This is a genomic window from Microbacterium ulmi (genome assembly GCF_011759705.1).
Lineage (GTDB): Bacteria > Actinomycetota > Actinomycetes > Actinomycetales > Microbacteriaceae > Microbacterium > Microbacterium ulmi.
In genome coordinates this window covers 696,520-716,166 of the sequence record NZ_JAAOZF010000002.1, presented here as the reverse complement: position 1 = coordinate 716,166, position 19,647 = coordinate 696,520, and the positions used below count along the sequence as shown (strand labels likewise).

General features: G+C 70.7%; 22 protein-coding genes, 1 tRNA gene and 1 other RNA gene. 13 read left to right on the top strand and 11 right to left on the bottom strand.

Translation table 11 applies throughout. The features are described from left to right. Positions 1–6 precede the first annotated feature (6 nt). From FHS08_RS16070 to FHS08_RS16055, 4 genes are read left to right on the top strand one after another with little or no spacing between them, the layout of a single operon-like run. Entirely contained in the window at positions 7–198 is a 192-nt protein-coding gene (locus FHS08_RS16070; RefSeq protein WP_167041475.1) for a hypothetical protein, read from the top strand. 4 nt (positions 199–202) lie between these two features. Next, a complete protein-coding gene (locus FHS08_RS16065) occupies positions 203–613 on the top strand; it encodes a TadE/TadG family type IV pilus assembly protein (protein ID WP_170283164.1) in 411 nt (136 codons plus the stop codon). Continuing rightward, the gene (locus FHS08_RS16060) at positions 588–1,064 is read left to right on the top strand and encodes a TadE family protein (protein ID WP_167041472.1); all 477 of its coding nucleotides are present in this window, start codon (positions 588–590) and stop codon (positions 1,062–1,064) included. Before FHS08_RS16065 ends, FHS08_RS16060 begins: the two co-directional genes overlap by 26 nt. After that, a complete protein-coding gene (locus FHS08_RS16055; protein ID WP_167041469.1) occupies positions 1,061–1,498 on the top strand; it encodes a pilus assembly protein TadG-related protein in 438 nt (145 codons plus the stop codon). The genes FHS08_RS16060 and FHS08_RS16055 overlap by 4 nt, the downstream gene beginning before the upstream one ends. Positions 1,499–1,510: 12 nt before the next feature. Here FHS08_RS16055 and FHS08_RS16050 read toward each other — a convergent pair whose 3' ends face one another. Next, on the bottom strand, positions 1,511–2,788 hold the full coding sequence (locus tag FHS08_RS16050; RefSeq protein WP_167041887.1) for an MFS transporter: 1,278 nt from the start codon (positions 2,786–2,788) through the stop codon (positions 1,511–1,513). 25 nt (positions 2,789–2,813) lie between these two features. Here FHS08_RS16050 and prfB point away from each other — a divergent pair, with 25 nt between their 5' ends. Then, positions 2,814–3,923: a peptide chain release factor 2 gene (prfB, locus tag FHS08_RS16045; protein WP_167041466.1), complete on the top strand. Its 1,110-nt coding sequence runs from the start codon at positions 2,814–2,816 to the stop codon at positions 3,921–3,923. 63 nt (positions 3,924–3,986) lie between these two features. Here the strand turns inward: prfB and FHS08_RS16040 are convergent, their stop codons facing one another. Next, entirely contained in the window at positions 3,987–5,156 is a 1,170-nt protein-coding gene (locus tag FHS08_RS16040) for a TM2 domain-containing protein (protein WP_167041463.1), read from the bottom strand. A gap of 147 nt (positions 5,157–5,303) precedes the next feature. Here FHS08_RS16040 and ftsE point away from each other — a divergent pair, with 147 nt between their 5' ends. The 4 genes from ftsE to smpB all read left to right on the top strand — a co-directional run bounded on the left by ftsE (position 5,304) and on the right by smpB (position 8,194). Then, positions 5,304–6,374 carry a cell division ATP-binding protein FtsE gene (gene ftsE, locus FHS08_RS16035; protein ID WP_167041460.1) on the top strand — a complete coding sequence of 357 codons (1,071 nt, stop codon included), beginning with the start codon at positions 5,304–5,306 and terminating at the stop codon, positions 6,372–6,374. After that, positions 6,371–7,285 (top strand): permease-like cell division protein FtsX, encoded by a 915-nt coding sequence (gene ftsX / locus FHS08_RS16030; RefSeq protein WP_167041457.1) that lies wholly within the window; start codon positions 6,371–6,373, stop codon positions 7,283–7,285. The genes ftsE and ftsX overlap by 4 nt, the downstream gene beginning before the upstream one ends. Continuing rightward, positions 7,282–7,611 carry a hypothetical protein gene (locus FHS08_RS16025; RefSeq protein WP_167041454.1) on the top strand — a complete coding sequence of 110 codons (330 nt, stop codon included), beginning with the start codon at positions 7,282–7,284 and terminating at the stop codon, positions 7,609–7,611. The genes ftsX and FHS08_RS16025 overlap by 4 nt, the downstream gene beginning before the upstream one ends. 106 nt (positions 7,612–7,717) lie before the next feature. Continuing rightward, entirely contained in the window at positions 7,718–8,194 is a 477-nt protein-coding gene (smpB, locus tag FHS08_RS16020) for an SsrA-binding protein SmpB (protein WP_167041451.1), read from the top strand. 21 nt (positions 8,195–8,215) lie between these two features. Here the strand turns inward: smpB and FHS08_RS16015 are convergent, their stop codons facing one another. The 4 genes from FHS08_RS16015 to FHS08_RS16000 form a co-directional block, all read right to left on the bottom strand. Beyond that, the gene (locus tag FHS08_RS16015; protein WP_167041448.1) at positions 8,216–9,676 is read right to left on the bottom strand and encodes an MFS transporter; all 1,461 of its coding nucleotides are present in this window, start codon (positions 9,674–9,676) and stop codon (positions 8,216–8,218) included. A gap of 37 nt (positions 9,677–9,713) precedes the next feature. Beyond that, positions 9,714–11,081 carry a M20/M25/M40 family metallo-hydrolase gene (locus tag FHS08_RS16010; RefSeq protein ID WP_341800443.1) on the bottom strand — a complete coding sequence of 456 codons (1,368 nt, stop codon included), beginning with the start codon at positions 11,079–11,081 and terminating at the stop codon, positions 9,714–9,716. Continuing rightward, positions 11,078–11,752, bottom strand: a complete 675-nt coding sequence (locus FHS08_RS16005) for an SIMPL domain-containing protein (RefSeq protein WP_167041445.1) — start codon at positions 11,750–11,752, stop codon at positions 11,078–11,080. Before FHS08_RS16005 ends, FHS08_RS16010 begins: the two co-directional genes overlap by 4 nt. 88 nt (positions 11,753–11,840) lie before the next feature. Continuing rightward, a complete protein-coding gene (locus FHS08_RS16000) occupies positions 11,841–12,443 on the bottom strand; it encodes a hypothetical protein (RefSeq protein ID WP_167041443.1) in 603 nt (200 codons plus the stop codon). Between the two features lie 144 nt (positions 12,444–12,587). Between FHS08_RS16000 and ssrA the strand changes: the two genes are divergently transcribed. After that, positions 12,588–12,956: a transfer-messenger RNA gene (gene ssrA / locus FHS08_RS15995) on the top strand. Positions 12,957–13,039: 83 nt separating this feature from the next. Here the strand turns inward: ssrA and FHS08_RS15990 are convergent. After that, a complete protein-coding gene (locus FHS08_RS15990) occupies positions 13,040–13,579 on the bottom strand; it encodes a YaeQ family protein (RefSeq protein WP_167041440.1) in 540 nt (179 codons plus the stop codon). Between the two features lie 121 nt (positions 13,580–13,700). On the opposite strand from FHS08_RS15990, the gene FHS08_RS15985 reads away from it, so the two are divergent. Then, a complete protein-coding gene (locus tag FHS08_RS15985; RefSeq protein ID WP_341800442.1) occupies positions 13,701–14,813 on the top strand; it encodes an NAD(P)-binding domain-containing protein in 1,113 nt (370 codons plus the stop codon). Between the two features lie 19 nt (positions 14,814–14,832). Here FHS08_RS15985 and FHS08_RS15980 read toward each other — a convergent pair whose 3' ends face one another. After that, on the bottom strand, positions 14,833–15,414 hold the full coding sequence (locus FHS08_RS15980) for a hypothetical protein (protein WP_167041434.1): 582 nt from the start codon (positions 15,412–15,414) through the stop codon (positions 14,833–14,835). Then, positions 15,411–16,265: an inositol monophosphatase family protein gene (locus tag FHS08_RS15975; protein ID WP_167041431.1), complete on the bottom strand. Its 855-nt coding sequence runs from the start codon at positions 16,263–16,265 to the stop codon at positions 15,411–15,413. The genes FHS08_RS15980 and FHS08_RS15975 overlap by 4 nt, the downstream gene beginning before the upstream one ends. A 93-nt stretch (positions 16,266–16,358) precedes the next feature. On the opposite strand from FHS08_RS15975, the gene FHS08_RS15970 reads away from it, so the two are divergent. Then, positions 16,359–16,434 (top strand) — tRNA-Lys (locus FHS08_RS15970). A gap of 155 nt (positions 16,435–16,589) precedes the next feature. Here the strand turns inward: FHS08_RS15970 and FHS08_RS15965 are convergent. Beyond that, entirely contained in the window at positions 16,590–17,816 is a 1,227-nt protein-coding gene (locus FHS08_RS15965; protein WP_167041428.1) for an MFS transporter, read from the bottom strand. Continuing rightward, a complete protein-coding gene (locus tag FHS08_RS15960) occupies positions 17,813–18,244 on the bottom strand; it encodes a MarR family winged helix-turn-helix transcriptional regulator (RefSeq protein WP_341800441.1) in 432 nt (143 codons plus the stop codon). The genes FHS08_RS15965 and FHS08_RS15960 overlap by 4 nt, the downstream gene beginning before the upstream one ends. Before the next feature lie 190 nt (positions 18,245–18,434). Between FHS08_RS15960 and FHS08_RS15955 the strand changes: the two genes are divergently transcribed. Next, positions 18,435–19,637: a substrate-binding domain-containing protein gene (locus FHS08_RS15955; RefSeq protein WP_167041422.1), complete on the top strand. Its 1,203-nt coding sequence runs from the start codon at positions 18,435–18,437 to the stop codon at positions 19,635–19,637. Positions 19,638–19,647: the final 10 nt, after the last annotated feature.

The following is a 19,647-nucleotide window of genomic DNA, read 5'->3' as shown; positions in this document are numbered from 1 at the left end:
GAAACCATGTTCCGCTCACTGCTCTCGCGTCTTCGCACGGGCGTCATCGACACGCTCGAGGACGAAAGGGGCGACGTCCCAGGATGGGTCCTGATCACCTTGATGACGGCGGGACTGGTCGTCCTCATCTGGGCCCTCGCGGGCCCCGCCCTCCAGGGCCTGTTCGAACAGGCGATCGACCGCGTCTCCGGCTTCTAGCCCCGTGCACAGGCTGCGCCGCGCGATCGGCGGGCTCGCCGCCGACGAGAGCGGCGCGAGCCCCGTCGAGTTCGTCCTCGTCGGAACTCTCCTGACGTTGCTGACGCTCGCCGTGCTTCAGTTCGGCCTGGCCGTCTACGTGCGCAACGTCGTGCACGACGCCGCCGTCGAGGGCGCGTTCCACGCCGCTCTCGCCGACACGACGCTCGCCGATGGAGTCGAGCGCACGCGGACGATCGTCGCGCGGACGGTCGGGCCGGAGTACGCCGCCGACGTCTCGGCGCGTGAGACGGAGGTGCTCGGTCAGCCCACGGTCGAGATCTCGGTACGGGCGCCGCTGCCGCTCATCGGGCTCCTCGGAGCGCCCAGGATGCTGGAGGTGAGCGCGTATGCGCCGCTCGAGTCGCTCGACTGACGGCCGGGAGTCCCTCGTCGACGACGAGCTCGGGACGGCGCCGCTCGAGTTCATCCTCGTCGGCCTTCTCCTGCTCGTCCCCCTCGTCTACCTCGTCGTGGCGCTGGGTCTCATCCAGGGACAGGCTCTCGGCGCGCAGGCCGGGGCGAGGCACGTCGCGAGGGTCGTGTCGACGGCATCCGACCTCGACACGGCGCGCGAACGGTCCGACCTCGTGCTGGCGTCCGTCGTCGACGAGTACGGGCTCGACCCCGCCGCGGTCTCCGTCTCGATGGAATGCGCCCCAGCGGGAACGACGTGCCCGTCGGCGGGCGCGACGCTCGTCGTGACGGTCGCGACCCGTGTCGCGCTGCCGCTCGTGCCGCCGGTGCTCGGACTCGATCGGATCGCGAGCATCCCGATCGAGGCGTCCGCGACGCAGAAGATCTCGCGGTTCTGGGGTTCGCGATGAGGCGCCTGCGCGCGCGACTGGCGGCCGCGTCGCGCGGCGACGAGGGAAGCATCCTCCCGCTCACGTTCGGGTATGCCGCGCTCTGCCTCGTGGCGGTGCTCGTGTGCGTCGACGCGACGAGCCTCTATCTCGCCCAGAAGCGGCTGGATGCGCTCGCGGATGCCGCGGCGCTCGCGGGCGCGGACGGCTTCGCGCTGACCGTCGTCGACGGCGAGCCCCGCGCGCAGCTGCGCGAGCAGGACGTGCGGGCGCAGGCGGAGGCGCTCGTCGTCGCCGTGGGCGGCGACGCCGTGCTCGTGTCGGCGGGGACCCCGGACGGGGTGTCGGCGCGCGCGACCGTCGCGGGGACGTGGCATCCTCCCGTCTTCGCGCCGTTCGTGCCGGCAGAGGTCGCCCTCGAGTCGACAGCGACGAGCCGCACGGCGCTGCGCTGACGAGAGGTCGGCTCAGCGCCGCGGCACGAACCTCGGCACCCAGCGGATGAAGGCGGCGGCGCCGACGAAGCCGACGACTCCCATGACTCCGGTCGCGATCGCGAGCGACGACACGGCAGCGACCCCCGAGACCACGAGCGGCGCGACAGCGCCGCCGGCGTCGGTCAGCGTCCGCCACGAGCCGAGGAACGGCGCCGGATCGGCGGGAGGCGCGGCATCCGCCCCCAGGGTCAGCAGGATGCCGCTCGACAGGCCGTTCGCGACCCCGAGGACGGCGGAGAAGAGCGCGAACCACATCGCGGCCTGCGTCGTGTCGTGCGTGAAGGCGAGCGCGAGGAACCCCGCTCCCATGAGGATCATGGCAGGAAGCGCGGCCCACAGGCGCCCGAAGCGGTCCATGACCTGGCCGCTCGCGTAGAAGAGCGCGAAGTCGATCGCGCCCGAGATGCCGACGACGAGCGCGATCGTCTGCGCGTCGAGGCCGATCGACACGCCCCACAGCGGCAGCACGACCTGCCGTGCGGATCGCACGGCGGAGAGGGACGCCGCCGCCAGTCCGAGCCGCGACAGCACGACGCGGTGTCGCCACATCGTCCGGAACACGCCGACGCGCTCCTGCGTCGGGATCGCGCCCGTGACGGCCTCGCCCGTGTCCTCTGCGTCCGCCGAGCTGCCGTTGCCCGCGGCCTCGGCCGCCAGCTGCGTCTCGGGATCGGGGCCGAGCAGGACGAGCAGGACCGTCGCGACGAGGCACGCGGCGAAGAACCAGATCGTGGCGTGCTCGTCGTCGAACAGTGCGAGCAGGGCAGCCGCGATGAAGGGGCCGACGAACATTCCGAGCCGGAACGAGCCTCCGAGCAGGGACAGCGCCCGAGCGCGGAACGACAGCGGCACACGCGTCGCCATGAACGAGTGGCGTGCGAGCCCGAATGCCGCCGCGCAGAACCCGATGAGGAACACGGATGCTGCGAACACCCCGAGGCTCGGCGCGAGGAGCATCCCGGCGAGACCTGCGAGCGAGATCGTGCCTGCCGCCGCCATCGTGACCCGCTCGCCGAAGCGCGCTACCGCCCATCCCGCGGGGATGTTTCCGCACAGCTGCCCGACGACGAGCGCCGCCGCGACGAGGGCGGCGGTCGCGACATCCGCTCCCAGCTGGGCGGCGATGACGGGGATGAGCGGGATGACGGCACCCTCGCCGAGGGCGAAGAGCACCGTGGGGCCGTAGATCATCGGCCCGAACCGGCGCAGGACGTCTCCCGCTCCTGCGGGTTCGGGGCGGGCGCTCATCGCATCCACGATAGTCTGGACTGTCATGCTCGACTTCGATCCCTCCGCCGACATCCAGGCCCTGCGCTCCACGTTCGCCGACATCCAGGCGGTGGTCGACGTCGACGCGCTGCGCGCGGAGATCGCGCGGCTGAGCGAGGAGGCGGGCGTCCCCGACCTGTGGGACGACCCCGCCAAGGCGCAGAAGGTCACGAGCGCCCTCAGCCACCGTCAGTCCGAGCTCAAGCGCGTCACCGACATCGAACGGCGCCTCGACGACGTCGAGGTGCTCGTCGAGCTCGCCAACGAGATGGACGACGAGGACTCCGCCGAGGAGGCGCGCCATGAGATCGCCGAGCTGCAGGATGTCGTCAGTCAGCTCGAGGTGCAGACGCTGCTCGACGGCGAGTACGACGAGCGCTCCGCGGTCGTGACGATCCGCTCGGGCGCCGGAGGCGACGATGCCACCGACTTCGCCGAGATGCTGCTGCGCATGTATCTGCGCTGGGCCGAGCGGCACAAGTACCCCGTCAAGATCATGGACACCTCTTATGCAGAGGGCGCGGGCATCAAGTCGGCGACGTTCGAGATCGACGCCCCCTACGCCTACGGCACGCTCTCGGTCGAGGCCGGCACGCATCGCCTCGCGCGCATCAGCCCGTTCGGCTCGGCCGACAAGCGGCAGACCTCCTTCGCCGCGGTCGAGGTCATCCCCGTCATGGAAGAGGCCCAGGAGGTCGAGGTGCCGGAGAGCGACATCCGCGTCGACGTCTTCCGCTCGTCGGGGCCCGGCGGTCAGTCGGTCAACACGACGGACTCCGCCGTGAGGATCACCCACCTGCCGACGGGCCTGGTGGTCTCGATGCAGAACGAGAAGTCGCAGATCCAGAACCGCGCCGCCGCCATGCGTGTCCTGCAGACCCGTCTCCTCCTGCTCAAACGCGAGGAGGAGGCCGCGACCAAGAAGGAGCTCGCCGGCGTGATCACCGCGAGCTGGGGCGACCAGATGCGCTCGTACTTCCTCTACGGCCAGCAGCTCGTGAAGGATCTGCGCACGGGCTACGAGGTCGGCAACCCGGCATCCGTCTTCGACGGCGATCTCGACGGACTCATCTCGGCGGGCATCCGCTGGCGCAAGCGCAAGGACGACGACTAGCGACTCCCGGCGCGAGAGGCGCGGACGACCAGAGGGTCGTCCGCGCCCGCGTTCGGCAGGGCGTCAGCCGATCGCCGTCGTCCACGCTCCGTCGGCCGTGATCATGATGATCGACGGTCCCGCCTTCACGGGCACGGTGCCCTGGTAGGCGCCGATCTCGTTGACGAGCAGACCGAAGTCGAAGGCGCTGCCGGTCTCCTGGTACACGACGAAGTTGCGCTCGCCGGTATGGGCGAATGTCATCGCGGCGGCGTCGCCCGTGTAGAAGAACACGCCGTCGCCGCTGCCGGACGCGGGAAGCGCCGTCGCCGCGGACATGGGCGTGATCGTGAGGGTCCACGCGCCGTCCGCCGTGATCTGGAGCTGGGTCGCGTCACCGAGCGCGTTGACGCCGAAGACGGTCGTGCCGCTGTAGGCGCCGATCGTGTTGACGAGCAGCTCGGCCGTGCTCTCGTTCGCCGCGTCCAGACCCTGGATGGCGAAGTTCGACGAGCCCGAATGCGTCGCCGTGACGATCCCCGCCTGAGCCCCGGCAGGCAGAGCGATGAGCGAGTCGCCTGCGCCCTCGTGCGTGACCGCGTCGAACGTGCCGAACGTGTCGTCGGCCCACGCCACGGCCTCTGCGAGAGGATCCGCGGGGGCCTCGGGCTCCGCGGCGGGCTCCTCGGGAGCGGCGGCCTCCTCCGAGATGGTCGTCTCGCCCGTGTCGACGGCGGCGTCCGAGTCCGATCCGCCGCGCAGACCGTTCATCGCGAACGATCCGACGACCACGACACCCGTGATGATCCAGGCGACGACCTTGACCTGGTCGTATCCCTCGAGCGGGCGCCCCTGCTTGTCGGTCTGCTTGCCCGCGAGCGTGATGATGAGGTCGACGAGCCACCAGATGCCGGCCCCTCCGAGCGTGAAGAGCTTGAGGAGTCCCGTGCCGACCTTGCCGAGATAGAAGCGGTCGACGCCGAAGACGCCCACGAGCAGCGCGAGCAGCCACGTGACGAGGAACGACTTCTGGGCCGGCGCGTACTGCGGAGGAGCGCCGAACGCGCCGGGCAGGGGGGCTCCGGGCGGCGGGTAGGCGCCGGCAGGGGCGTAGGCGGCGGGCGGGGGAACGGCTCCCTGCGGGGGAACGCCTCCCTGCGGGGCGCCGTAGGCGGCCGGCGGGGGATATGCTCCCGTCGGCCCCGGGATGGGCGGCGGCGCCGGCTGCGGCGCCGGAGGCGGGATGTTGGACATGATCCTCCTTTGGATGTGGTCTGACCACGGGGTTCCAGCATCCCTCATCACGACTGGGAGACCTCTGTGGGCAGACCACAGCGGATGCCGAGACGCGCGAGTGTCGCAGGGACGCATCCCCACGCCCCCGCTTAGGCTCGATGAGCCATGATCCGGTTCGAGAACGTCACGAAGCGCTACCGAGGCACCAGCAGACCCGCCCTGACCGACGTCGACTTCGAGGTGCAGCGCGGCGAGTTCGTGTTCCTCGTCGGCGCGTCCGGCTCGGGGAAGTCCTCGTGCCTTCGCCTCATCCTCCGCGAGGACATTCCGAGCGAGGGGAGGGTCGTCGTCCTCGGACGCGATCTGCGCACGCTCTCCAATCGCAAGGTGCCCTACTTCCGCCGTCACATCGGCGCCGTCTTCCAGGACTTCCGGCTGCTGCCGACCAAGACCGTGTTCCAGAACGTCGCCTTCACCCTGCAGGTCACCGGCTCCTCACGCGCGTTCGTCAAGCAGGCCGTCCCCGAGGCGCTCGCGCTCGTCGGCCTCGCGGGCAAGGAGAAGCGATTCCCGCACGAGCTGTCGGGCGGGGAGCAGCAGCGCGTCGCCCTCGCGCGCGCGCTCGTGAACCGTCCCCAGGTGCTCCTCGCCGACGAGCCGACGGGCAATCTGGACCCAGCGACATCCGTCGACATCATGCAACTGCTCTCGCGCATCAACTCGGGCGGCACGACCGTCGTCATGGCGACGCACGAGGCCGGATTCGTCGACCAGATGCGGCGTCGCGTCATCGAGCTGCAGAACGGCGAGCTCATCCGCGACGAGCGGCACGGCGGCTACGGCGACACGTCGAGCCTGCCGAGCCTCGCACCCGAGCCCGAACGCGGCGCCGCGGCCGTCGCGGCGCTGACCGCCGTGCTCGAGGTCCACCGCGAGCTCGTCGGGACGGGCTCGGTGGAGCTGCCGGTCGCCCCTCCCGCCCCTGCTGCTCAGCCGCGCGCGGAAGAACCCGCCCCCGAGGTCGACGACGCGAAGGCGGAGGTCGAGGCATCCGCCGACACGCCGCCTCGCCCACCGGCTCCCGCGGCTGCGGAGGCCGCGGAGGCGGGGGAGACGGCATCCCGCACCAATCCGATCCCCGTCGTCGATGCGGTTCAGCTCGACGTCGACGAGCTGGGACTCGCCGACCGGCTCGGCCTCGACGGCGACGAAGACGAAGTGGGGCCCACGTCGTGAGGTTCGGTCTCATTCTCGGAGAGGCGCTGTCGGGGCTGCGCCGCAACGCGTCGATGGTGATCTCGGTCGTGCTGGTCACGTTCGTGTCGCTCACGTTCGTCGGCGCCGCGATCCTGATGCAGCTGCAGATCGGGAAGATGCACGACTTCTGGGTCGATCGGGCGCAGGTGGCCGTCTACATGTGCACGTCGATCTCGCAGGTGGGCACGTGCACAGACGGCGCGGCCACGGAGGACCAGATCGCGCAGGTGCAGGCACGGCTCGACAGCGACGCCCTCGCGCCGCTCATCCGCGATGTGACCTTCCTCGATCACGAGCAGGCGTACCAGGAGCTGCTCGACCTCGTCGGCGAGGAGGACGCGAGCGTCCTGACCCCCGACCAGGTCAACGAGACCTTCCGCATCACGCTGGCCGACCAGACGCAGTCCGATGTCATCGTCGAGGCGTTCAGGGGGATGCAGGGCGTCGAAGACGTGACGGACCAGCTCCAGTACCTCGAGCCGCTCTTCTCCGCGCTGACGGTCGCGACGTACATCGCGGTCGGCATCGCCGTGCTCATGCTCATCGCGGCGGTCCTCCTCATCGCGACGACGATCCGCCTGTCGGCGTATGCGCGACGACGGGAACTCGGCATCATGAGACTCGTCGGCGCGTCCAACCGGTTCATCCAGACGCCGTTCATCCTCGAGGGAGTCTTCGCGGCGCTCCTGGGCTCCGTCCTCGCGAGCGCCGCCGTCGTCGCGGGCGTGCAGTTCGGCGTCAACGGATACCTCCGCCAGCGCATCCCCTTCGTGACGACCTGGGTGGGGCTCCCGGACGCCTGGATCGTCGTGCCGATCGTGATCTGCATCGGCGCCGTGCTCGCCGCGCTGTCGGCCGGCTTCGCGATCCGCAGATGGCTGCGCGCATGACCGACCCCGACCCCGTACCCGAGCGCCGCAGGCTTGCGAGCACCGGCTGGATCGGTGCCGCGGGACTCGCGGCGGCGGCGGTGCCGCCGTTCGCGTTCTGGGTCGCCATGCAGACGGCGATGGCGGGGCGATCCGAGCTCTTCCTCGCGTGGTTCCTGACGTCCGTCGTGGCGACCGGATGCGCGATCCTCGCGCTCGTGGTGCTGCGCCGACGCGGCGCGGACGGCTGGTTCGCGGGCGTCATGACCGTCGTCATCGCGGCGGGGGTCGTCGGCTACTTCCTCTGGATCTTCGTGATCGTGCTCACGATCGTGTATCCGGGCTGACGCCCGGGCATCACCGGCACGCCTCTGTTCGGATAGACTGGCAGGCCGCCGCGCCGCGGCATCCGCCCGCGCACGAGCGCGCGGCATCCGATCGAGGAGTTCAGTCATGCCCAGGGAACGCGGGGAGAAGGTCGTCGCGACCAATCGTCGCGCCCGCCACGAGTACGCGATCGAGAAGACGTACGAGGCCGGCCTCGTGCTCACGGGCACCGAGGTCAAGTCGCTGCGACAGGGCCGCGCCAACCTGTCGGACGGGTACGCGTACATCGACGGCGGCGAGGCGTTCCTGGATGCCGTGCACATCCCCGAGTACTCGCAGGGGCACTGGACGAACCACGCCACGAAGCGCGTGCGCAAGCTGCTGCTGCACAAGGACGAGATCGTCAAGCTCTCGCACGCCGTCGCGGCGGGCGGCTACACGCTCATCCCGCTCAAGCTCTACTTCTCGGACGGCCGCGCCAAGGTCGAGATCGCCGTCGCCAAGGGCAAGCACGAGTGGGACAAGCGCCAGACGCTGCGCGAGCGGCAGGACAGGCGCGAGGCCGAACGCGCCATGCGCTCGCGCAACCGCCTCGGCGAGTGACCCGCGCGCGGCCGGCCGCTCTCAGCCGACGGGCAGCGCCTGCGCGCCCTCGACCGCGCGGTCGGTGAACGCCTCCTTCGGCACGAACACGAGCAGCGCGGCGGCGACGAGAGCCGTCGCACCGCAGACGATCCAGACCGTCAGGTAGCCCGAGAACGATCCCGCGGTGCCTTCGGCGGCGACGCCCGAGCCCGTCGCGCCGTGGAAGAGCGCGATGCCGAACACGCACGAGGCGATCGCGCCGCCGACGGTCTTCACGGAGTTCGTGAGCCCCGTCGCGACGCCGGTCTGCGTCGGAGGTGCGGCGGATGCCGCGGCAGCGGGAAGCGCTGCGACGAGGGCGCCGGAGCCCAGGCCCACGATGACCATGTTCGTGATGAGCTGCGCATACGCGGCGTGGAACGGGACGAACAGCAGGAAGCCGATCCCGACGAGCGTCGCCGCCGCGATGAGCGTGCGCCGCGGAGTCGCGAGCCGTGCCGCGAGCGGGAAGACGAGGGCACCCGTGATCATCGCGATGAGGTAGACGCCGATGATGAGCGAGGTCGCGAACCCGCTCGTCCCGAGCCCGTATCCGTACACGTCCGGATCCGTGCGCGCGAACGTCGACAGCGGCGCCTGCGCGCCGAGCACGCTCACGCCGAACAATCCCGCAGTGAGGAACACCGGCCCGAGCGCGGGTGACGCGAACATCCGCACGTCGATGAGCGGGTCGTCGACCCGCAGCTCCCACAGGACGAAGGGCACGACGAGCGCGACGCCGAGCGCGACGACGGCCCATGCCCACGGATCGGCGGGGCCGTTGAGTCGAAGAAGGCTGAGACCGCCCGTGAACGCCACGAGGGCGATCGAGATGAGGACGAGGCCCGTCACGTCGAGACGTCCGCCCGTCGACTCGGGCGACTCCTCGACCCCGAAGAGGATCACGAAGAAGCACACGACCACCAGCAGCGCCGGGACGATGAGCACGACCTCGAGCGGCAGCGCGTCGACGAGCGCCCCGCCGACGAGAGCGCCCGTGATGGCGCCCGTCTCGAGCGCGGCGACCAGGAGGCCCGCAGACCGCGCCGTGATCGTGGCGCGGCCCGGCATCCGGCGCGCGCGAGACCAGATGAGCGCGATCTCCAGCGGCAGCCATACGACGTAGAAGCCCTGGACGGCCCACGCGGCGAGGAAGAGCCCGAACGAGTCGGTGAACGGCAGGACGAGGGATGCCGCGGCCGTCACCCCCGTCGAGATGACCAGCATCCGCTTGTGGCCCACCATGTCTCCGAGCTTCGCGAAGGCAGGCACGACGAGCGCCGACAGCATGAGCTGGGTCCCCTCGAGCCAGTTCACGTCGGCGTCGTGGATGCCGAGGTGCCGGGCGATGTCGGTCAGCATGGGCGTGTAGAAGCCCTGGAGGACGCCGCTCGTGAACTCGACGAAGGCGAGGAAGCCGACGACTCCGGCGAGAGTTCCGAGCGTGACGCGCTGCGTCATCCGTGCTCCTTCGCGGGGATGATGGATTCGGGTCGCATCACTGTAGCCGTTCGAGGAGGGCGCGATGGAATCGCTCTCCCCGCTCGAGCTCGGAGATCTCCACTCGCTCGTCGACTCCGTGGATCCCTGCGCGCTGCGCCGCCGACATCGCGAGCGGCGCGAAGCGGTAGACCGCGGGAGAGAAGGCGTGATAGTGCCGGGAATCGCTCGCCTGCATCATGATGTACGGCACCGTCGCCGCGTGGGGATGCGACACGGCGACGGCCGCCGCGATGAGGGCGAACTGCTCGTTGCCCGTGGGCGACTCCGCTGACGGATCGTCGCCTTCGACGACCTCGATCCGCACGAGCGGGTCGCCGATCCGCTTCCGCAGCCGGCGGACGGTGCTCTCGACCGTCTCGCCGAGCGCGATGCGCAGGTTCAGCGTCGCGGACGCCTGCGACGGCAGGACGTTCGGGGCCGTCCCTCCGGACTGCATCGTCGCGGCGATCGTCGTCCGCACGAGCGCCGCGGGTTCGCCGCCCATCGCCGCGAGCGCGCGCGCCGTGAGCAGCGGAGCGGCGGCGAGCGCTCGGTACAGGATGCGGCCGGGCCCGCCGGCCCGGTCGGCGAACAGACGCAGCATCCGGGAGATCGCGGGAGGCGTGCGGGGCGCGAACGTGCCGGGCGTGAGGCGGTCGACGGCGCGGGCTATGCGCCCGACCGCTGTGCGCGCGGGCGGCGCGGACGCGTGCCCGCCGTCGCCGCGCGCGTCGAGTCGAACGGTCAGCACGCCCTTCTCGCCGACGCCGACCATCGCGGCGTCGCCCCGCACGAACGGCAGCGGCGCGTCGACGACGGCCCCACCCTCGTCGATCACGATCCACGGAACGACGCCGCGGTCGCGGAGGGACGCCGCCGTCTCGCGCGCCGCGCGGCCGTAGACCTCCTCGTCGCCGCCGAACGAGAGATACACGTCGCGGGCGGGCGTGAACCCGGCGGCGAGGAGATTCTCGACCGCCTCGAGGATGACCACGAGCGGACCCTTGTCGTCGAGCGTGCCCCGCCCGTACACCCAGCCGTCGGCGATGCGGCCCTCGAACGGCGGGTACGTCCACGGGTCGCTCTCGTCCACGGGGACGACGTCGTAGTGCGCCATGAGGACGGCGGGGGCGGCTGCGGCATCCCGCCCCGCCCAGCGGAAGAGCAGGCCGACGTCGGTGTGGCGCTCGCGCTCGAGGTGCGCGTGCACGAGCGGGTAGAGCTCGGCGATGAGGTCGACGAACGCGTCGAACGGCTCGAGGCCGCGCGCGTCGCGCTCGGCCGACACTGTCGGGAGCTGGATCATGCGGGACAGGCGCTCAGCGACGCCGGGGCGGACGGAGACGGATGCCGCGGCCCCGCCGCGGGCTTCGGCCGCGCTCACCGGGCCGAGAACCGGGCCTCGACGCCCGCCGTCACGAGGATGTCCTCGGGATGGAGCTCCATCGAGGGGCCGGCACCGGCATCCGCCGTGGCGAACATCATGGCCTTCGCGGCGCGCGCGAGGGGGACGGGCCCCGGCTGGCCGCCGTCCGTCAGGAGGCCGAGATCCGCGATCTCGAGCGCGGTCACGGTCGACAGGCCGATCGCGGCCGCGTACGCGTTCGCGCGGTCGACGGCGACCGAGACGGCGCGGGCTGCGACATCCGCCTCCGTCGCCTTGCGAGTCGCCGGCGTCAGCTGCCACGAGACCGCGTCGATCTGCACGCCGTCACGCGCGGCGGCGTCGGTGATCCAGAGCGAGAGGGCGCCGAAGTCCGTGAAGGTCGCGCTCAGCTCGACCGACGCGTAGTGCACGAGCGCGAGCTGCCTGCCCTGGTCGTTCCACGGCCGGTTCGCCCAGACGGACACGCTCTGGCTCGACCACTCGCGCACGGCGCCCTGCGCCTTGCGGACCGCGAGATCGTCTCGCAGCGGCTCGGACAGCCCGACGATGCGCTCGACGACGGCGCCGCGCTCGGGACCCTCCGCTCGCACGGTCAGACGGACGGTCGCCTCTTCGGGCGCGATCCGGGTCTCGTGCTCGCCGCGGACGGTGATGATGACTTCGCTCACGCCAGTGACTCTACGCGTCGCAGGGCGACGCGCGAGAGGCAGCCCGCGCCGTGCGCGCTGTGGTCAGCCCGCGCCGTGCGCGCTGTGGTCAGCCCGCGTCGAGCGGCGCCTTGACGAACGCCAGCTCCGCGGCGTCGGCCGCCCAGCGGACGTCCGTGGAGGTGAACAGGTAGGCGCCGCCGTCGGGATGCTCGAGATAGAAGCCCTCGGGCGCTTCGGAGCTCACATACCCCTGTGCTGCGAGGGTCTCGCGTGCGTCCGTCGAGACCTCGCTCGCGACGAGCGACCACGCGAGGTCGACGACGTCATCGGCCGGCGTCGCAGGGTCGGCGGCCCACCGGCACACGACGGCGCCCTCCGGCACGCCGTCGAGGAACCCGTCGAAGGGCCTCGGTCCGATCTGCTGATCGACGATGTCCTCGCCGGTCCAGCCCTGAGCGTCCATCATCGCGAGGAACTCGTCCGTCACGGTGTTCTGACAGGTTGCGGCGGGGTCTGGGTCGGGCGTCGGCGTCACGAGACCCGTCGGCGTCGGAGCCGGCGTGGACGACTCCGACGGTGAGGAGGTGGCGGTCGGGGTGGCCGTCGGCGAGGCGACAGGCGCCGGAGCGACGACGGCCGCCGTGATGCCGATGGCCACCGCCACGACGGCAGCCGATCCGGCGATGATCCACAGTCGCGACGTCTCCACGGTGCGAGGGTATCCGACGCTCGGCGCAGGACGAGGAATACACGGATGTCGAGGATTCGTTGTATTCTGTGATGCTCGGTGCCTCGGCATCCGGGGCTGACAACTCAAGAGTGTGACAACGGCCCTCCACACGGAGGAACCCACGGGGATGATCGGTTTCGACATCGCCTGCGTAACTGCGAGAAGCGGGCCGAGGATGCAGGGTTATCTCGTAAACGATCTCTGCAAAACAATAAGTGCCGATGCAAAGCGCACTGACTTCGCCCTCGCTGCCTAAGCGAGCCTGAAGTCCGTCAGACCGTAGGCGATCCCGCTGCGGACCCTGGCGTCATCTAGGGATCTCGCTGCGTGACGGCGCCTGGACGTCACGCGGGACTCTTCCCAGGCTGGGCCTGTCGACTTAGGTGTCTGTGACAAAGGTCGGGGCCGAGCAGAACGTCTGCACAGACTGCGCCCGGAGAAGGCGCAGGCACTCAGCGATGGACGGGGGTTCGATTCCCCCCATCTCCACCAGCCGTTGTCACGGAAAGGGCTCGACTCCCGCGGATCACGCGGAAGTCCGGGCCCTTTCTCCTTCCTGGGCGACCGGGAAGGAGCTATGCGGCTCGCTGCTCGTGGACGTCGGACTCGAGCGTCGCGCCGTTGAGCTCGAGATACGCGCGCCGCTCGGTGATCGACAGCGTCATCGTGTTGCGACGCTCGACCAGCGCGGCGGCCGCGTCGACGAAACCGGGGTCGAAGCTGAAGAGGCGGATCTCATCGGCCCTGTGGATCCGCTTGCCGGCCCAGGCGGCGGAGACCTTCGCCGGATCGCGATGCGTGTAGACGACGGTTCGCTCGGCCTGCATGCTCCCGGTGTGCAGCCGCGCCGCATCCGGCGCCCCGACCTCGATCCATGCGGTCAGGCGACCCGTGAGGTCGCGGACGTGGACGGCAGGCTCGTCCGTCGCCGCGATGCCTTCGCTGAATCCGATTCCCTCCTCGAACTCGAGGCAGTAGGCGAGCACGCGCGTCATCATGAACGCGTCCGTCTCGGAGGGGTGGCGGGCCACGCGGAGCACGGCCTCCTCGTAGACGCCGCGATCGATGTCGGCCAGCTGAACCGTAAAGGTGTGGATCGTCGCTCCCGCCGCCATAGCGTCCGAGCCTACGCGCTGCGCCGTCGCCGGCCGTCCCGCGACCCCACGCGTCATGCGGGATCGGCGATCTCGCGCTCGGCACGGGAACACGGGCGCCTGCGCCGCCGTTCTATGGGACGTGACTGAAGGAACCCGCCGCGCAGCCGTCGTCGTGATCGGAGCGGGTCAGGCCGGACTCTCGGCGGCGTACCACCTGCAGCGCAGAGGGTTCGCGAGTGCGATCGACGAGCCCGGGGCCTCCCGGACCTTCGTCGTCCTGGATGCGGATGCCGCACCCGGCGGAGCATGGCAGCACCGCTGGGAGTCGCTGCGCATGGCCACGGTGAATGGCATCTTCGGCCTCCCCGCGATGCCGACGCCTCCGTTCGATCCGGACGCGCCGAGCCGGGATGCCGTGCCGAGCTACTTCGCGGAGTTCGAGCGGACGCACGCCCTGCCGATCCTGCGTCCTGTGCGGGTGCTCTCGGTGCGAGGGGCGAGCGACGATCCCGACGACGATCTCATCGTGACCTCGGATGCGGGCAAGTGGACGGCGCGTGCCGTGATCAACGCGACCGGCACGTGGACGAACCCGACGCTTCCCGTCTACCCGGGCAGCGAGACGTTCCGAGGCCGTCAGCTCCATACGCGCGACTTCGCGTCGGCCGAGGAGTTCGCGGGCCTGAGGGTGGCGATCGTCGGCGGCGGCATCTCGGCCATCCAGCAGCTCGACGAGATCTCGCGCGTCGCGACGACGTTCTGGTACACGCGTCGCGAGCCCGTGTTCATCGAGGGAGAGTTCACTCCCGAGACGACCGGCCGCGACACGATCGCGAAGGTCGTCGCCGACGTCGAGGCGGGCAGGCCCACGGGCAGCATCGTCTCGTACACGGGTCTGCCGTGGACGCCGTACGCCCGGGCCGCGAAGGCGCGCGGAGCGCTCGAACGCCGGCCCATGTTCACGGCGATCGAGCCCGGCGGCGTGCGCGAGGCCGACGGCGCGTTCACGCCTGTCGACGTCATCCTGTGGGCGACGGGGTTCAGGCCTGCGCTCGCCCACCTCGACCCGCTCGGCCTGCGCAACGACCTGGGCGGCATCCCGATGCGGGGAACTCAGCCGGTCGCGGATGCCCGCGTCCACCTCGTCGGGTACGGGCCGTCGCAGTCGACCGTCGGGGCGAACCGCGCCGGTCGCGAGGCCGTCGCGCGGGTCGTCGCGCTGCTGGATCGCGAGCTCGAACCGGCCGCGTGACCGGGGGAGGACGGCGGCGTCAGCTGCGGGGCCACTCCACGAGCAGCAGGCCCTGCTTCGTGTCGGCGAAGGTCACCGATCCGTCGCGGAACAGGTACGTCAGGCCGTAGCCTTCGTCGTCGGTCGTCAGGGCCGTGTCGGGGCTCTCCGTAATGTAGACGCCGTCCGACGCCTCCTCCTTGCGCCAGCCGCCCGCGACGAGCTCCTCCTGGACGGACTTGGCGTCGTCCGCGGAGATCGGCGCCCAGCCGAACATCTGCATGTGGTCGCTCGCCGTGGAGAAGTCGCCCCAACGGCAGAAGACCCCACCGGGGATCTCGAGCGATCCGATCCAGAACGCGTCGGGCTGCACGGTCCAGCCGACCGCCTCGAAGTCGGCGACGGTGGCGGGCGGGATGAGCGTCTCGCACGTCGGATCCGCAGGGGACTCAGGGGCGTCGGGCGTCGCGGTGCCCTCGGGCGCGGCGTCGGTCTGCGTGGGAGCGGGGGCGGAGTCCTCCGTCGGGGCGGCCTGGGGAGTCGTCGCGCACCCCGTCGCGAAGACGGCGGTGGCTGCGATCACGAGCGCCGCTGCGCCGAGGCGGAGTGAGGAGAAGGTCATCGGCGGGACTCCGTCGGGGTCGCATGGGGGGAGTGGAGGAGGGTGAGGAAGTCTTCGTGCAGGATGCCGTTCGTCGCGAGCGACGACCGTTCGGAGATCGAGTCTGCGCCGTCGAAGGACGTGAAGCGTCCGCCGGCCTCTGTGACGATCGGGACGAGCGCCGCGATGTCGTACTCCTTGACGTCGAACTCGGCGACGAGCTCGAGCCGGCCCTCCGCGAGGAGCATGTACGGCCACGTGTCGCCGTAGCCGCGGTCGCGCCACACGCCGCGCGAGAGGCGCAGGAGAGCGTCGGCGTGACCCGCGTCGTCCCACTGCGCGATGCTCTGGAAGCTCACGCTCGCCTCGGAGAGCGCGGACACCGTCGAGACGGAGAGCCGGCGCTCGCCGCCGTCCGGCGTGTTTGTCCACGCGCCGAGGCCGGATGCCGCCCACCAGCGCCGTCCGATGGCGGGCTGGCTCGCCACCCCGACGCGCGGGACGCCGCCGATCGCGAGGGCGATGAGGGTCGTCCACATCGGAATGCCCCTCAGGTAGTTCGCCGTGCCGTCGATCGGGTCGATGATCCACTGGCGCGCCGCGTCGCCCGTCGAGCCGAACTCCTCGCCGAAGATCCCGTCACCCGGGCGCTCCGTCTCGAGCACGGCGCGGATCGCACGCTCGGTCGCGAGGTCTGCCTCCGTCACGTGGGTCGCGTCGGCTTTCGTGCGGATGTCGAGATCCGACGCGCCGAAGCGGCGCATGGAGACGGCGTCTGCGGCGTCCGCGAGCCGCAGCGCGAGCGCGAGCTCGCCGCTCAGATCGCCGTCGAAGGGCGCGCTGAAGCGGGGGGAGCCGGAGGGGGAGGTCACGCGTCAAGGATATCGGGCGGGGACGTGCCCCGATTTCGTGGAGACGGGATCGTGATGCTAATGTTGACCCTCGGTTCGGGTCATCCGAACGACGCGCCTCTAGCTCAATCGGCAGAGCAATTGACTCTTAATCAATGGGTTCAGGGTTCAAGTCCCTGGGGGCGCACCACCGAGAACGCCCGGTCGGATGTGAATCCGACCGGGCGTTCCGCTTCTCCTCGTCCGCTCGTGCGGATGCGACGACGGCCCTCCGCGACATCGCGGAAGGCCGTCGTCTTCAGACCCGGCGCGACGAGTCGGCCGGCCGGGAGCCCCATCAGAGCGTCATGCTGCGTCTCCCATGAGCACCGCGACGGCCTCCTCCTCGGCATCCGCGTCGTGCGCGTCGATGTGTGCGAGGCGCTTGCGTCCCAGCACGATCGTGACGGCGGCGACGAGGACGGATGCCGCGGCGAACAGGTAGGGGACGGTGGCGTCGAAGCTGTGCCAGAGCGCCGCGGCGATCGGCGGGGCTGCCGCGCCTCCGAGGAAGCGCACGGCTGAGTACGCGGACGAGGCGACGGCTCGCGGCTGATCGGTCGCTTCCATGACGGACTCGGTCAGCACGGTGTTCATGATGCCGAGGAGGAGCCCGCCGACGACGATGCAGGTCACGAGCGCCGCGGGGATCGCGACGAAGACGCCGGCGAGGATCAGCACGACCGCGAGCAGCGGCAGGACGATGAGGATGACGGTCGTGCGCCGCATCCTGCGCACGAGCATCGGCGCGACCCACACGCTCGTGACGGCGAGCGCGACGCCCCAGCCGAAGAACGTCAGGCCGATGCCCATCGCGCCGAATCCCAGCGGGAACGGCGAGAACGCCAGCAGGACGAAGAAGCCGATGTTGTAGAACAGCGCGGTGACGGCGAGGATCGCTAGGGCGGGGATGCGCAGAGCCTTGAACGGCGCCGAGAACGGCACGGGCGCGCGCCTCTCGCCGGGGCCGCGCAGCAGCACGAGCACGGCGACGAACGCGATCGCCATGAGCGCGACGACGCCGAAGAACGGGCCTCGCCAGCTCACCTCGCCGAGCAGGCCCCCGAGGAGCGGGCCGATCGCGATGCCGAGACCGAGCGCCGCCTCGTACAGGACGATCGCGGCCCCGCTGCCGCCGGAGGCCGCTCCGACGATCGTCGCGAGCGCCGTCGAGATGAAGAGGGCGTTGCCCAGGCCCCAGCCCGCCCGGAAGCCGATGATGGCGTCGACGCTGCCGCTCATGGCGCACAGGAGCGAGAAGGCGACGATGAGCGCGAGACCCACGAGGAGCGTGGCCTTGGCGCCGATGCGGCTCGACACCCAGCTCGTCACGAGCATCGCGAGGCCCGTCACGAGGAGGTAGCTCGTGAAGAGCAGCTCGGTCTGCACGGGGGAGGCCTGCAGCGACTCGGCGATCGCCGGGAGGATCGGGTCGACCAGGCCGATGCCCATGAAGGCGACGACGCACGCGAATGCGACGGCCCACACCTGGGCGGGCTGCTTCCACACGGAGACCTGCACGGCGCCGCTCATCGTGCGACCTCCAGCGCGCCGGTCCTGCGGGCGAGGACGGATGCCGCGACCCGCAGCGCCTCGCGCTCGACGTCGTCGAGATCGGCGAAGTGCGGGGCGAGGGCCTCGCGCAGCTGCGCGCGCCACTCGTCGAGGGCGGCGAGACCGGCATCCGTGACCGACAGGACGGTGGCGCGGGAGTCCGCGGCATCCTGAGTCCGCTCGAGCAGGCCCGCATCGGCCATCTGGCCGGCCAGACGCGTCATGCCGGGCTGCGTCACGCGGCTGAGGGTCGCGAGCTCGCCGATGCGGAGAGGGCCGTGGTCCCGCAGCAGCGAGATGGTGCGCCACTGCGCCGCGGGGGTCTCGTTGCGGGTCTCGGCGGCCGCGAGGCGCGTGAGCGCGTGGGCGGCGACGATGAGGGTCTCGATGTCGTACTCCTGAGTCACCAGAAAAGCATAACGCAGATATATACCACTGTGATACATCGCCCGGACGACCTCGCGAAAGTAGCGAATCGGTAACGACGTGGGTCTGCAGGGCCGCGGAGTCTTGCGGGGAGCGCGCGGGCTTCCTACATTTACCACTACCTGAATCATGTTTCAGGTCCTCGACCTTCCAATGGTGAAAGGCACGCACATGCGGGTTACGAAGAAGTTGCTCCTGGGCTCCGTGGTCGCCACGGCAGCTCTCGTCCTGGCGGCGTGCGCGCCGTCGGCGACGACCCCCTCGGCCGACGAGACGGAGGGGTCGGGCCCCGCCGAGATCACGGTCGGCATCATCACGAGCGAGACCGGACCGCTCGCCGGCTACGGCAAGCAGTACCTCGACGGCTTCAAGGCGGGCCTGGACTACGCGACCGACGGAACGGGAGAGGTCGACGGCACGAAGATCACGGTCGAGTACAAGGACGACGCGGGCGACCCCGACAAGGCCGTCACCGTGGCCAAGGAGCTCATCGGCGCAGGCGTGAACATCCTCGCGGGAACCGCATCGTCCGGTGTCGCGCTCAAGCTCGCCGAGCAGGCCGAGCAGAACAAGGTCCTGTACATCTCGGGCCCCGCCGCCGTCGACGCGCTCACGGGCATCAACGGCTACACGTTCCGCTCGGGGCGTCAGAGCGCTCAGGATGTCGCGACCGCCGGCACGTTCCTCGACGACATCGAGGGCAAGACCATCACGGTGTTCGCGCAGAACACGGCGTTCGGACAGGGCAACGAGGCCGCCGTCCAGGCGATCCTCGGTGCCAAGGGTGCGACGGTGAACTCGGTGCTCGTCGCGGAGGACGTGACGGAGTTCACGCCGTTCGCGCAGCAGGTGCTCGCGGGAGACCCCGATCTCGTCTTCGTCGCGTGGGCGGGCGCCACGTCGGGCGCGATGTGGCAGGCGATGAGCCAGCAGGGCGTCCTCGACGCGATCCCCGTCGTGACGGGGCTCGGCGACGCCGCGACGTTCGGCGCGTACGGCGAGGCATCCGAGAAGATCAGGTTCCTCAACCACTACTTCCCGGGCGCCAACGACAACGACGTCAACGAGGCGATGATCGACGCGATCGAGAGTGCGGGCGGCACCCCCGACCTGTTCAGCCCCGACGGCTTCAACGCGGCGCTCATGATCGTCCACGCGATCGCGGAGGGGAAGGGCGACGTCGACGCGATGGTCGCGGCGCTGGAGGGATTCGAGTTCGAGGGGCCCAAGGGCACCACGACCGTGCGGGCCAGCGACCATGCGCTCATCCAGGAGATGTACCAGGTCGAGCTCGTCGCCGACGGCGGCGGTTTCGTCCCCGAGCTCGTCGACACGGCCGCTGCCGACGACGTCGCTCCCGCCGAAGCCGAGTAGCCGGAGGAAG